At 45.1% G+C, this 12,815-nt stretch carries 8 protein-coding genes; 7 read left to right on the top strand and 1 reads right to left on the bottom strand.

Features of this window, described 5'->3' with window-relative positions; translation table 11 throughout:
* Positions 1–113 precede the first annotated feature (113 nt).
* The 7 genes from ACED45_RS05485 to ACED45_RS05455 all read left to right on the top strand — a co-directional run bounded on the left by ACED45_RS05485 (position 114) and on the right by ACED45_RS05455 (position 11,468).
* Entirely contained in the window at positions 114–2,594 is a 2,481-nt protein-coding gene (locus ACED45_RS05485) for an efflux RND transporter permease subunit (RefSeq protein WP_371713474.1), read from the top strand.
* Positions 2,595–2,638: 44 nt separating this feature from the next.
* A complete protein-coding gene (locus ACED45_RS05480) occupies positions 2,639–3,445 on the top strand; it encodes an outer membrane lipoprotein-sorting protein (protein WP_371713473.1) in 807 nt (268 codons plus the stop codon).
* Positions 3,446–3,454: 9 nt separating this feature from the next.
* Positions 3,455–4,687, top strand: coding sequence for a hypothetical protein (locus ACED45_RS05475; protein ID WP_371713472.1), 1,233 nt, complete (start codon positions 3,455–3,457; stop codon positions 4,685–4,687).
* A gap of 203 nt (positions 4,688–4,890) precedes the next feature.
* On the top strand, positions 4,891–6,000 hold the full coding sequence (locus ACED45_RS05470; RefSeq protein ID WP_048668675.1) for a GGDEF domain-containing protein: 1,110 nt from the start codon (positions 4,891–4,893) through the stop codon (positions 5,998–6,000).
* A gap of 356 nt (positions 6,001–6,356) precedes the next feature.
* Entirely contained in the window at positions 6,357–7,340 is a 984-nt protein-coding gene (pheS, locus tag ACED45_RS05465) for a phenylalanine--tRNA ligase subunit alpha (RefSeq protein ID WP_004734764.1), read from the top strand.
* Positions 7,341–7,358: 18 nt separating this feature from the next.
* Positions 7,359–9,746 (top strand): phenylalanine--tRNA ligase subunit beta, encoded by a 2,388-nt coding sequence (gene pheT, locus ACED45_RS05460; RefSeq protein WP_371713471.1) that lies wholly within the window; start codon positions 7,359–7,361, stop codon positions 9,744–9,746.
* Between the two features lie 243 nt (positions 9,747–9,989).
* Positions 9,990–11,468, top strand: coding sequence for a hypothetical protein (locus ACED45_RS05455; protein WP_371713470.1), 1,479 nt, complete (start codon positions 9,990–9,992; stop codon positions 11,466–11,468).
* A gap of 387 nt (positions 11,469–11,855) precedes the next feature.
* Here the strand turns inward: ACED45_RS05455 and ACED45_RS05450 are convergent, their stop codons facing one another.
* Positions 11,856–12,692: a DNA/RNA helicase domain-containing protein gene (locus tag ACED45_RS05450; RefSeq protein ID WP_371713469.1), complete on the bottom strand. Its 837-nt coding sequence runs from the start codon at positions 12,690–12,692 to the stop codon at positions 11,856–11,858.
* Positions 12,693–12,815: the final 123 nt, after the last annotated feature.

The following is a 12,815-nucleotide window of genomic DNA, read 5'->3' as shown; positions in this document are numbered from 1 at the left end:
AAACTTGAGATTAACCGACTGTAGTTTTGGTTTCTTGAGTGTTTGACTAAGAATTGTGTCTTTTGTCAGCTTCGGCTGGCTTTTTATGACACAAATATGACGAATCGTCACAAATGGAGACTGTGATGAAACATGACAGCCAGAAGCCCGCTTTCGATCAACAAAATCGAGATAACCGTAATGTCGATAACGCAAACACTGATCTAAATAACAGTTGGCACTCAATACCGACCAAGCGTTCGTTTATCGTTCTGCTGGTGGTTTTTTCTATCATCATGCTTTCTGCTTTTGGTGCGAAGAACCTCTACTTTAGAGGGGATTACAACATCTTCTTCGAAGGCACCAACAAGCAGTTGATGGCGTTCGATGAGATTCAAACCACCTTTGCAAAAACCGACAACCTTGCGATTGTTGTCGCCCCTGAAGATGGCAATGTCTTCACCCCTGAAACTCTCACCCTGATTCAAAATCTCACGGTTGATGCGTGGCAGATCCCGTATTCAAGCCGTGTCGATTCCCTAGCTAATTATCAGCACACCGAAGCCATTGAAGATGATCTTTTGGTAGAAGACTTGCTGTATGAAGAGTATGAGCACACACCAGAGCGCATCGCCAAAGTAAAACAGATCGCCCTCAACGAACCGTTGCTTAAGAATGCTTTGGTGTCGGCCTCTGGTGATGTGACGATTGTTAACGTGACCGTACAACTGCCAGAAGTGGATAAGACGGCGGAAGTGCAAGAGGTGATTGCGGCGATCAATGCCATGATCGGCAAGTACCAAGCTCAGTATCCCAACGTCGAGTTCCATAAAGCGGGCATCATCGCCATGAACAACGCGTTTATGACTTCGGCTCAAGAAGACAGCTCAACACTGGTGCCATTAATGCTATTAGTGGTGTTGGTATTCCTGACCTTTATGTTGCGTTCGTTCTTTAGCGTGGTGGCTACCTTAATTGTGATTATCTCTTCGATTGTTGCCACCATGGGTTTATCTGGTTGGGCAGGGATGTTCTTGAGTACCGCAACCGTCAATGTTCCTACCTTAGTGTTAACTTTGGCGGTTGCTGATTGTGTTCACGTAATCGTGACCATGAGACAAGCGATGCAACGCGGGATGGAGAAAGCACAAGCCATTCAATACAGCATTAAGCTCAATGCGATGCCAATTCTGATCACCTCAGTCACCACTGCGATTGGTTTCTTGATGATGAACATGTCGGATTCACCAGTGCTGCGTGATTTCGGTAACTTATCGGCACTAGGCGTACTTATCGCGTGCTTCCTCTCTGTGACTATGCTGCCTGCACTGCTAAAACTGCTGCCTGTGAAACGCCTACCTGCTAACCGTGAGGCGGCAAACAAAGTCACCTTCATGGATAAACTGGGCGATTTTGTCGTAACTAATCGTAAAGCATTGCTGCCGATTTCTACGCTAGTGATTGTGGGTGCTGCCGCGTTAATCCCGCTCAACAAAGTCAACGATGAATCGGTGAAGTATTTCGATACCTCAAGTGAATTCAGACAAGCGGCCGACTTTATGGAAGAGACCGTAAGCGGCATGACGACCCTTAGCATCGCAGTGAAAACCAATGAATCTCAAGCGATTGCCGATCCTGTGTTCTTGCAAGCAATTGGCGACTTTACTGAGTGGTTGCGCGTTCAACCAGAGACCGACCATGTAGCGACGCTTTCTGATGTTTACATGCGTTTGAACAAGAACATGCATGGCGACGACGAAAGCTACTACAAGCTACCGCTTAACCGTGAACTTGCCGCGCAGTATCTTCTGCTTTATGAGATGTCTTTGCCGTATGGCTTGGACTTGAACAACCAGATTAACGTCGATAAGTCATCGATCAAAATGGTGCTCACCGTCGATAATCTTGGCAGCGTGGAGCTAGTCGAACTCGAAGAGCGCATTTACTCATGGTTTGCGGCCAATGCGCCTCAGTATGAAGTAGTCGCGTCGAGCCCATCACTGATGTTTGCCCACATTGGCGAAACCAATATGGCGAGCATGCTCTCGACTCTGCCTATTACCTTAGTGCTTATCTCTGGCTTGATGATCTTTGCGTTGCGCTCAGTTCGCTTAGGCATGATCAGCCTAGTGCCAAACATTGCGCCTGCGATCATTGGCTTTGGTTTATGGGCGCTTATCTCTGGTGAAATCAACCTTGGTTTGTCAGTCGTGGTGACGCTCACGTTGGGTATCGTTGTTGATGATGCGGTGCACTTCTTAAGTAAATACCAACGCGCCAGAATCGAAGGGAAATCAGCAGAAGAAGCGGTTCGATATGCCTTCCACACCGTTGGACGCGCCTTGTGGATCACCACGGTTGTTCTGGTGGCTGGCTTCTCTGTACTGGCGATGTCGAGCTTCAGACTCAACTCCGACATGGGCTTGCTCAGCGCGATTGTGATTTTCATTGCGCTGGTGGTCGACTTCATCTTGCTACCGAGCTTACTGATGATCTTCGACAAACAGACGCACTATGCAGATAAACCTCAGCACGAATCGCAACCGTCTAAAACAGAGCCATCTAAAACAGCGCAGCCTAACTCGACTGCAGAACTGTCTACTTCGACCAAATAAGGAATCGTCAGCCTGCTGCGGTGGGCTGACTCAAGGAGATATTTATGAAAAGCGTTAAACAATCATTCGTTACTACATTACTTACGGTTAGCTCGTTGACTGTGAGCACATTCGCCGCTTTCCCAGCGTTAGCAGACCCTGCGAAAGGCTTAGAAATTGCCGAACAACGTAAAGCGGTCGATGTTGGGTGGGGCGATTCTGTCGCGACCATGGAAATGCTACTTCGTAACAAACAGGGCGAAAGCAGCACACGCCTAATGCGATTGAAATCTTTGGAAGTCGATGACGATGGCGACAAAGGCTTAACCATTTTTGATGAGCCCCGCGACGTTAAAGGTACGGCTTTCCTAAACCATTCACACATCACCAAATCCGATGACCAGTGGCTGTATCTGCCTGCATTGAAACGTGTAAAACGCATCTCTTCACGCAACAAATCGGGCCCGTTTATGGGCAGTGAATTTGCTTACGAAGACTTGAGCTCGTTTGAGCTAGAAAAGTACACCTTCAACTACATTGAAGACGCCAAAATCGAAGGTGTCGATACCTTTGTTTTAGAACAAGTACCGACCGACAAAAACTCTGGCTACACCATGCAAAAAGTATGGCTAGACCAACAATACTACCGCCCCGTTCAAGTGGAGTTTTACGACCGTAAAGGCGCATTGCTGAAAACTCTATCGTTCCAAGACTACAAACAATACCTAAACCAATACTGGCGCGCACACACCATGTCGATGCAAAACCACCAAACAGGCAAGAGTACGGTATTAACTACGACAGATTTAGCCTTCCAGACCGGTCTTAAAGACAAGGATTTCCAAAAGAACACACTAAAACGTGCAAAATAAGGCAGGAATATGAAAAGGATTGTGGCAACAGGAACCCAGTTATCCTTAACTTTGGCAGCGACCGTCGGGCTTATGCAGGTGTCGTTGCCATGTGTGGCGGCAGGCTTTAGCTCTGAATTCGTAGAACAGGTTACCCCGGAGCTCGCAGGGCAGGTTAACCTTGAACACAGGCAGTTCTTTAGTGAAGGCTTACAGGGGCAAGACAAAGGGCAAAGTTCACTGGTGTTACAGCCAGAGTTCTACTGGGAGCAACAAGAGGGCAATGGCAGCTTTACCTTCACGCCGTTTTATCGGTTAGACAGCGAAGACGATGAGCGAACCCATGGCGACGTTCGTGAAGCTCTGTATCTCAATTATTGGGACGATTACGAACTGCGCGCCGGTGTTGGCAAGGTGTTTTGGGGTGTGACCGAATCGGCGCACTTGGTGGATGTGGTAAACCAAACCGATGCGATTGAATCGGTCGATGGTGAATCCAAGCTAGGTCAGCCTATGGTGCACTTCACCTCGATAAAAGAGTGGGGAACCATCGATGCCATGTTACTCCCGTATTTTCGTGAGCGTACCTTTGCAGGCGAAGACGGACGCTTAAGACCAACGATACCTGTATCAGACGATGCGCTTTATGAATCCTCGCGAGAAGATAAGCATGTGGATGTCGCGTTGCGCTATAGCCAAATGTACGGTGATTGGGATGTCGGTTTAAGTTACTTAGGCGGCACAAACCGCGACCCTTACTACCGTGTTGAAGGCAATCAGCTAAAGCCGTATTACGCACAAATGCAGCACTTCGGATTGGATGTGCAAGGCATTATCGGAGACTGGTTATGGAAGCTGGAAAGCATTTATCGCGAAAGCTACGACAACCACACGGGCGTAGCAACAGGCTTTGAATACACCTGGGTTGGCGCGCTTGAATCGTATTGGGATATCGGCTTCATTGCTGAATATCTGTATGACAGCCGAGGCAATAACGCCCAAACCATCGGTCAAAACGATGTGTTCCTTGGAGCTCGTTTCGCCTTGAACGATGAAGATGGGACTGAGGTGCTTACAGGCATCACTCAAGACTTAGATAACAGTGATGTCTACAGTGCGAAGTTAGAAGCCTCAAGCCGCATCAACAACAACCTTAAGTGGCGGTTGAATGCTTGGTTGTTTGAGAACGAAACCCCAGAAGACTTGCTGTTCTTCGCGCGCAAGGATGACTTTGTTGAGATGGCGTTGGAATATTATTTCTAGTGTTAGCTTCGTGAGGCGCTCTTGTTAAAAGGGGCGTCTCAAATTTAAGATGAGTTATATTTAGAGTGTTCAATATCTTCTTTTTATAAAATGGATCAAACAATCTAATAGACCCACAGGTAAGATGGTTATATTTTTTCGAATATCTATAACCTCCGAATATGCATGTAAATCGTGCTGGTGGTATCGGCCTTAAGGGATTTATGAATTCATTTAATTGGGATAAAAACTTTGAAACAGGCATTGGTGTTGTAGATGAACAGCATCAATATCTTGTTGGTTTTATCAACCACTACGGAAACCTGTTGTCAGAGAATACTATCTCTATTGACGACATTAACGTCGCTTTACTCGATCTCACACGCTATGCAGAATTTCACTTTAAAGAGGAAGAATCTTTGATGAGGGATTGCGGTGTGTATGAGTTACACATTGAAGAGCACATCAAAGTGCATCGTGTATTCATGCAAGATATCTACAGCATGCAAGCTTTCATCTTGGAAGAAGATCAGGTGTCCGCACGGCAGTTACTTGATTTCTTAATCCACTGGCTTGCTTATCACATCCTCGGCATCGACCAAAACATGGCGCGACAAATGACCGCCATAGAAGAGGGCGCGACACCTCTGCAAGCCTTTGAAGCGGAGGAAAAGCAGCAAGACTCTTCGACTGTGCCTTTGTTGGCGGCTCTTAAAGGCTTATTTGAACAAGTCTCTGAACGCAATAAGCAGTTGTTACGCTTCAACCAGTTACTCGAAGATAAAGTTGAGGAACGCACGGCTGAATTAAAAAGAGCGAACAAGAGACTTGAAGAGCTGTCATTAACCGACTCTCTCACTAATTTGCATAACCGTCGTAGTGCTTTTAAACAGTTAGCGCTGCATTGGCAAGACTCTAAAGAACTTGGCATGCCTTTAGTGTGCATTATGATTGATGCCGACCACTTCAAGCGCATTAATGACACTAGCGGTCATGATGCAGGCGACTTGGTGCTAAAAACCCTCTCGCGTGAACTGAAAAACACGTTCCGTAATGATGATATTGTTTGCCGGTTAGGTGGCGATGAGTTCTTGGTTATCTGCCCAGACACCGACCTTAAAGGTGGGATGTACATAGCGGAAACCGCTCGACAGAAAGTGTCTGAATTAGAGGTTGAAACCAGTAATCAAGTTTGGATTGGCAGCATTAGTGTTGGTGTCGCTGAAATAACCGAAGAATTCGGCTCAATGAACGATTTGATTAAAGCCGCCGATGAGTCCGTCTATTTAGCGAAAAACGCGGGGAAGAACAGCGTTTGTTCGATTCAGATTTAGATCTCGGTTCACTCGATATTGAGAGTACCGTTCACTTCAGATCTAGAGCACCGCTCGCTTTAGTCTTTGAGCGCTACTCACTTTATTTTTTGAGCGCTATTCGCTTTAATTCTAGAACCTAGTTCACTTTAGTTTTTGAGTGCGACTCACTTTAAAATAAACAAGTGGAACCGGTATTTGTTCCACTTCTTCCTATTCCTCATTAATATCCTGTTAAATTTGCCGTGTTTTTAGTCAATAACTTGCTCTTTTAGCGATTCAATTTGGCATTGGTAGCGTGTTTGATTACTATGTGTAGCTATCTAAAAAAACTAATCATCCGATACGGACACTACCAACTGGTAGATGAGGAAATGATGCAACATCTAGAAGAGATCATTGCTAATGCAACGACTGCTATTGATACAGCAGATTCGTTAGTCGCACTTGATGAAGTGCGAGTTCAGTATTTAGGTAAGAAGGGTGAACTCACTCTTCAACTACAAAGCCTAGGTAAACTTCCACCTGAAGAGCGTCGCACTGCTGGTCAAGAGATCAACAAAGCGAAAGGTGCTGTTCAACAAGCGATCGCAGCTCGCAAAGACGCACTACAACGTGCAGAGCTTGAAGCGAAACTAGCTGAAGAAACTATCGATGTGAGCCTACCAGGTCGTCGCATTGAGAACGGTGGTCTTCACCCAGTAACTCGCACAGTTGAGCGTATCGAACAGTTCTTTGGTGAGCTTGGCTTTAGCACTGAGTCTGGCCCTGAGATCGAAGATGCATTCCACAACTTTGATGCACTAAACATCGCAGACGATCACCCAGCTCGTACTGATCACGATACTTTCTTCTTCAACCCTGATCTAATGCTACGTACGCACACTTCTGGTGTTCAAATCCGTACGATGGAAAACGGCAAACCGCCATTCCGCTTCATTGCTCCGGGTCGTGTTTACCGTAACGACTACGATCAAACTCACACGCCAATGTTCCACCAAGTGGAAGGTATGTTAGTTGATGAGAACGTAAACTTCGCACAACTTAAAGGCATTCTTAACGATTTCCTTTGTAACTTCTTTGAAGAAGAAGTTGAAGTGCGTTTCCGTCCTTCATTCTTCCCGTTCACAGAGCCTTCAGCTGAAGTTGACGTGAAACGTAAAGATGGCAAATGGCTAGAAGTTCTAGGTTGTGGCATGGTTCACCCTAACGTACTTCGCTCTGTAGGCATCGACCCTGAGAAATACTCTGGTTTCGCATTCGGTATGGGTGTTGAGCGTCTAACAATGCTTCGTTACGGCGTAAATGACCTTCGTGCGTTCTTCGAGAACGACCTTCGTTTCCTAAAACAATTCAAGTAATCCGGGGCAGTCAAAACTATGAAATTCAGTGAATCTTGGCTACGCGAGTGGGTTAAACCTGCAATTAACAGCGAAGAGCTAGCTCACCAAATCACTATGGCTGGTTTGGAAGTTGACGATGTAGAACCTGTTGCTGGTGAATTCACCGGCGTTAAAGTAGGTAAAGTGGTTGAGTGCGGTCAGCACCCAGACGCAGACAAACTACAAGTTACAAAAATTGATATCGGCGAAGAAGAGCTTTTAGACATCGTATGTGGTGCATCTAACTGTCGTCTTGGCCTAACTGTAGCAGTAGCAACAGTTGGCGCAGTACTTCCTGGTAACTTCAAAATCAAGAAAGCAAAACTACGTGGCGTTCCATCGCACGGCATGCTTTGTTCTTTCTCTGAGCTAGGTATCGACGTAGAGTCTGACGGCATCCTTGAGCTGCCAGAAGGTACAACGCTAGGTATGGACGTACGTGAGCTTCTTGAGCTTAACGACGTAACTATCGACGTAGACCTAACAGCTAACCGCGCAGACTGCTTCAGCATCCGTGGCCTTGCTCGTGAAGTTGGCGTACTAAACCGCGCAGACGTTACAGAGCCAGCAGTAGAAGTTGTTGCAACAAGCATTGAAGACACAGTATCTGTTGAAGTTAAAGCAACTGACGCTTGTCCACGTTACCTTGGCCGTGTGGTTAAGAACGTAAACGTGAAAGCGGAAACACCAATCTGGATGCAAGAAAAACTGCGTCGTTGTGGTATCCGTTCAATCGACCCAGTTGTAGACATCACAAACTACGTGATGCTAGAGCAAGGCCAACCAATGCACGCATTTGATCTTGCTAAGATCGAAGGCGGTATCGTGGTTCGTCTAGCAGAGCAGGGCGAAAAGCTAACACTTCTAGATGGCAACGAAGCTGAACTAAACAGCAACACACTTGTTATCGCTGACCACAACAAAGCACTAGCAATCGCTGGTATCTTTGGCGGTAAAGATTCAGGTGTTACTACTGAAACAACAGACGTACTTCTTGAAGCTGCATTCTTCGCACCTGATCACATCCGTGGTCGTGCGCGTGCTTACGGCCTTCACACAGATTCTTCTCTACGTTTCGAGCGTGGTGTTGATTCAACACTTCAAGCAGCAGCAATGGAGCGTGCAACACAGCTTCTAGTTGAAATCTGTGGTGGGGAAGTTGCGCCAGTAAACGGCAGCGAATCTGAAGCTGCTCTTCCTAAAGCAAACGTAGTTGCTCTACGTCGCGCTAAGCTAGACAGCCTACTAGGTCACGAAATCCCATCTACAGACGTAGTGGAAATTCTTACTCGCCTAGGTTGTGAAGTTGAAACGACAGAAGCTGGTTGGACGGCAACGTCTCCATCTTGGCGTTTTGATATCGCAATCGAGCAAGACCTAATTGAAGAAGTAGGTCGTATCTACGGTTACGATAACATTCCAAACCAAGCGCCTAAAGCGGCACTTAAAATGAATGACCACAAAGAAGCTGACCAACCGCTTAAGCGCGTTCGTGACCTTCTTGTGGACCGTGGCTACCACGAAGCAATCACATACAGCTTCGTAGAACCAGAACAGCAAAAACTTGTTGTACCTGGTGTTGAGCCGCTAATCCTGCCATTCCCAATCTCTGCGGACATGTCAGCAATGCGTCTTGGCCTAATCCAAGGTCTTCTAAACACGGTTGTTCACAACCAGAAGCGTCAACAGTCTCGCGTTCGTCTATTCGAATCAGGCCTACGTTTCATCCCTGAAGCAACTGCTGAAAACGGCATGCGCCAAGAAATGATGCTTGCGGGCGTTATCTCTGGTACTCGTGGCGAAGAGCACTGGGACATTGCAACTAACACTGTAGATTTCTTCGATCTTAAAGGTGACCTAGAAGCAGTTCTTGAGCTTTCTGCAAACGAAATCGCATACAGCTTCAAAGCAGCTAAGCACCCAGCACTTCACCCAGGTCAAACTGCGGCTATCGTAGTAGACGGCAAAGAAGTGGGTATCATTGGTACTGTTCACCCAGAACTAGAGCGTAAGTTTGGTCTTAACGGCCGTACTATCGTATTCGAAATCGAATGGGCAGCTATCAACACTCGCGTGCTTCCAGAAGCAGTAGCAGTATCTAAGTTCCCTGCAAACCGTCGTGATATCGCCGTTGTTGTTGACGAAGCAGTAGCTTCTGGCGACATCGTAGAAGCGTGTATCGCTGCTGGTGGCGAATTCCTAACAGGCGCTAAACTGTTCGATGTATACGTTGGTCAAGGCGTTGAAGAAGGTAAGAAGAGCCTAGCAATCGCACTTAGCCTACAGTCTGTAGAGCGCACACTTGAAGATGCAGACATCGCTGGTTCAGTAGATGCTATCGTAGCTTCAATCTCAGAGAAATTCGGCGCAGCACTTCGCGACTAATCTCTTCTGATAGATAGAAAAATCAAAGGCCTCGCATTGCGAGGCCTTTTTGTTGGGTAAGGGAGAAGGCTAACTCAGTATTGGACATTTTTGTGTTCTACTCTCCATCGACACATTCTGGACAATTTATGAGTTACGAAATTTCCTTATTTTGTAAAACAAGGCTCAACTACCGTATATCAAAGTAGGAAGGGGTGTCTTAGTTAATGACTAATTTAACGATATTACTATAAAGATATACTTATGACAGCAATAAGCCGTATGGGGAAACAGGAGCTCATTGAAGCTATTAAGACTCTTAACGTTAAGTGCAGTGGAAAGGAGTTCCACAAGAAGTATTCAACCTATTCAAAGAGGATTGGGCAACTTGATAAGGATGCGGGAGGTGGGTTACGTGTGCGAGAGGAAGTGTTCCAGTCTTGTAGGATCGAATACCCCCCCCCTCGGCCTACAGTAGCTTATGCATCGCGTTATGAGCTTGTTAAGCTTCTTCGAAGCTATGTTTGTATGGACGGTTCACATACAGTCAGAAGACTAAATGAGACATGGCCTGCAATTTACAAGCGTATTTACTCTTTGAACTACACTAAAGAGTATCCGTTTAAAGTTTCAAATAGCATATTTCTGCTTGCAAACTACAAATTGGGCGATCAATCGGAGATTGAATGGAAGCCCAAAACACTCTTAAGGTTAGCTCGTCAGCTGGGTGTGCGTCGTGATTTTGCGAACAGTTCTCAGCCGGGTGTAAAAAAGGCGTTTGAGGCTTATCAAACTTGGAGGAAGTTTGACAATAAAGACAACTTGAGCAATATCCAAAAGCGTAAACTCCAAGTGGCCAAACAGATGGACAGTCTACTTAAAATGAACACTAAATGGACTGAAGAGTCGCTGATGAAAAGTTTGAAAGGTTACGCCATCAAGGAGAGGTGGCACGAAGAGAACCGTGGCGCCTACACTTATGCCAAGCGTAAAGGGTTGATGAATTTAGTAGATCAATTTTTTTTAAAGCTCAGCCCTTTGGCAAACGCTCTAGTGACTTTGAGGGACGAGTCAGACGACATCATCGAACAAGCTGCTTCAAAGGGTATAAAACCTTGGTCAGAGTTTAAATCGCGCAATTATTCAAATGTATTGCTCAACGCAGGTCTTAAAAACTATGTTTTGGCAGAGATATGCGGTGCGAGACAGACCTACCAAGATAACGAAGTGCTTTTTGTTATTGCCGGTGCCTTCAACTCACTTCAAGAGTTTGCGCAGTACATGCCTGCAGTTCGAATGGTGATTTGGCGACGTAAATTAGATGAGGAACTATACGAAACTCTGCCGCCTCAGAATTTACAAAGTGATTGTTTGTACATTTCAGAGTTAGAGAACTTTCCATTGGGTGAGGTTGCTGAAGGATGGGTCGCTTGTAAGATTGGTATAACGGTTAAGCAGTACTTTGACAAGAGACCTAAGGCGTCTGCAGCGAGTGCTAGTCGGGAGCTTGGGGTGGATATTAAGTCATCTTTAAAAGCTTTTGTTCCTGTGGGAGCTTCGATAGCAAGAGAAGTTGAAGCTGAGATGTTGAATAGTGAGTATGTACAAGTGTTTGTAGATCACTCCAATGTGACATTTGATGGAAAATCTGAGATACGCCTCATTCGTCGAGATAATTTAAAGCGTATTTGTGAAAAGTTGAATATGTATTCACTTGATGAGGGAAAGAGCATTATTCAATAGTCTCTAGACGCAAAGCTGGTAAAAAAGCTTTGGTCAAATGTTTCTTTGATGCAATGGATTATTGACTATCAGAAACACATAAAACGGTATTTTGGGGTTGCGTCGTCCCGCAGCAAGGCTCAGGACAAAACTTTGTTACGAACCCCTTAAGCGCTAGACGTTCGGGGTAACTTCTACTAATGGGAAGTCTCGAAATCATCAAAAAAAGTCTGTTGCGGCAGAACGCTAACGTACACTTTAGAAGGTGGCGAAATCAATCTGGGCTCAAAAGAATCTAGCCCAGATATGATCTGACATGCACCAATCCTCAAAACGGGTAACTTTCAGAACAAGTCTGAATTGGTACGTTTAACGGGGACTGAGCTCCTATTTGTATGTTTACGTGCGTCAGTTTAAGATTGACATACATCTTTCTAGCAGCTCTTGATTGTTGATTATAACTATCTTCAGCTTTTTTCTCGTACGTGTGATGTTTTGGAACAACATTTTGATAGGATTGTAGTAAACACGCCCTCTGTAATCTAAAACATTACTGTCTGAGTAATAGAATAGGTTGTCTAAAACGATAGCTACGTTGTCAAACTCCTGACCAATTATGCCATGAGACGTCTGACAGGTTGTGTTTGAGTACTGCTCATGATGTTCATTGTGATACTGCGAAGGAGTAAAACGAATCACTTCCCAGTCGTCACCACTTAAAGAGCGAATTTTCGATTTTGCATCATCAGCATTATCGAAGTATACAAAGTCGATGTTATGACTATTATGAATTGGTAGGTTTCTACTTTTGTCAAATAAACATTTGATAAAAGTAGCAATTTCTTTATTGGTTCTTATTTTTTCAGATAACTGATGTCTAATAATCCCATCGATATTACTGATCTTTTCATCAATATTTCTTCGTGCTTCGCTATCGGACAGCGTTTGTAGTTGGTCATAACAAAAAACGATTTTCCCATTACTACTTCTAATGCCCTCAATTGTATTGTTTAGTTGATTCTCATAAATCCGTTGTGCTTCATCAATGAAGACCGCATCATAGTCTGCGACATCACGCCTTCCTAAATCCCTTATTGGAACGATATCCCAGCCATCTCTAATTAGAGTATGATGCCCCTCATTTAGATAACCACAGTGAACAATTAGTGGATTTTTAGTTTGCTTGTATTCTTTGACTATATCGTATGCTAATAGCGTTTTTCCTGTTCCAGCACTGCCAACCAACGAGATGAACTTAGCGTCAACATTACCCAACTCTCTGAGTATGTTTTTCTTAATATCTTCCTGTTGATTAGGGCGTGTTGATCTTTGCTGTACATTTCGCGTTCAACAATACATCGGTAGCCA

It is taken from the genome of Vibrio crassostreae, from assembly GCF_041439375.1.
Classification (GTDB): Bacteria; Pseudomonadota; Gammaproteobacteria; order Enterobacterales; family Vibrionaceae; genus Vibrio; species Vibrio crassostreae_D.
The sequence above is the reverse complement of the archived record's forward strand: the minus strand, read 5'-3'. Positions and strand labels throughout refer to the sequence as shown.

Coding starts and splice junctions, on each gene's coding strand:
- ACED45_RS05475 (WP_371713472.1), top strand. CDS start 3,455: ATGAAAAGGATTGTGGCAACAGGAACCCAGTTATCCTTAACTTTGGCA.
- ACED45_RS05480 (WP_371713473.1), top strand. CDS start 2,639: ATGAAAAGCGTTAAACAATCATTCGTTACTACATTACTTACGGTTAGC.
- ACED45_RS05455 (WP_371713470.1), top strand. CDS start 9,990: ATGACAGCAATAAGCCGTATGGGGAAACAGGAGCTCATTGAAGCTATT.
- ACED45_RS05485 (WP_371713474.1), top strand. CDS start 114: ATGGAGACTGTGATGAAACATGACAGCCAGAAGCCCGCTTTCGATCAA.
- ACED45_RS05470 (WP_048668675.1), top strand. CDS start 4,891: ATGAATTCATTTAATTGGGATAAAAACTTTGAAACAGGCATTGGTGTT.
- pheS (WP_004734764.1), top strand. CDS start 6,357: ATGCAACATCTAGAAGAGATCATTGCTAATGCAACGACTGCTATTGAT.
- pheT (WP_371713471.1), top strand. CDS start 7,359: ATGAAATTCAGTGAATCTTGGCTACGCGAGTGGGTTAAACCTGCAATT.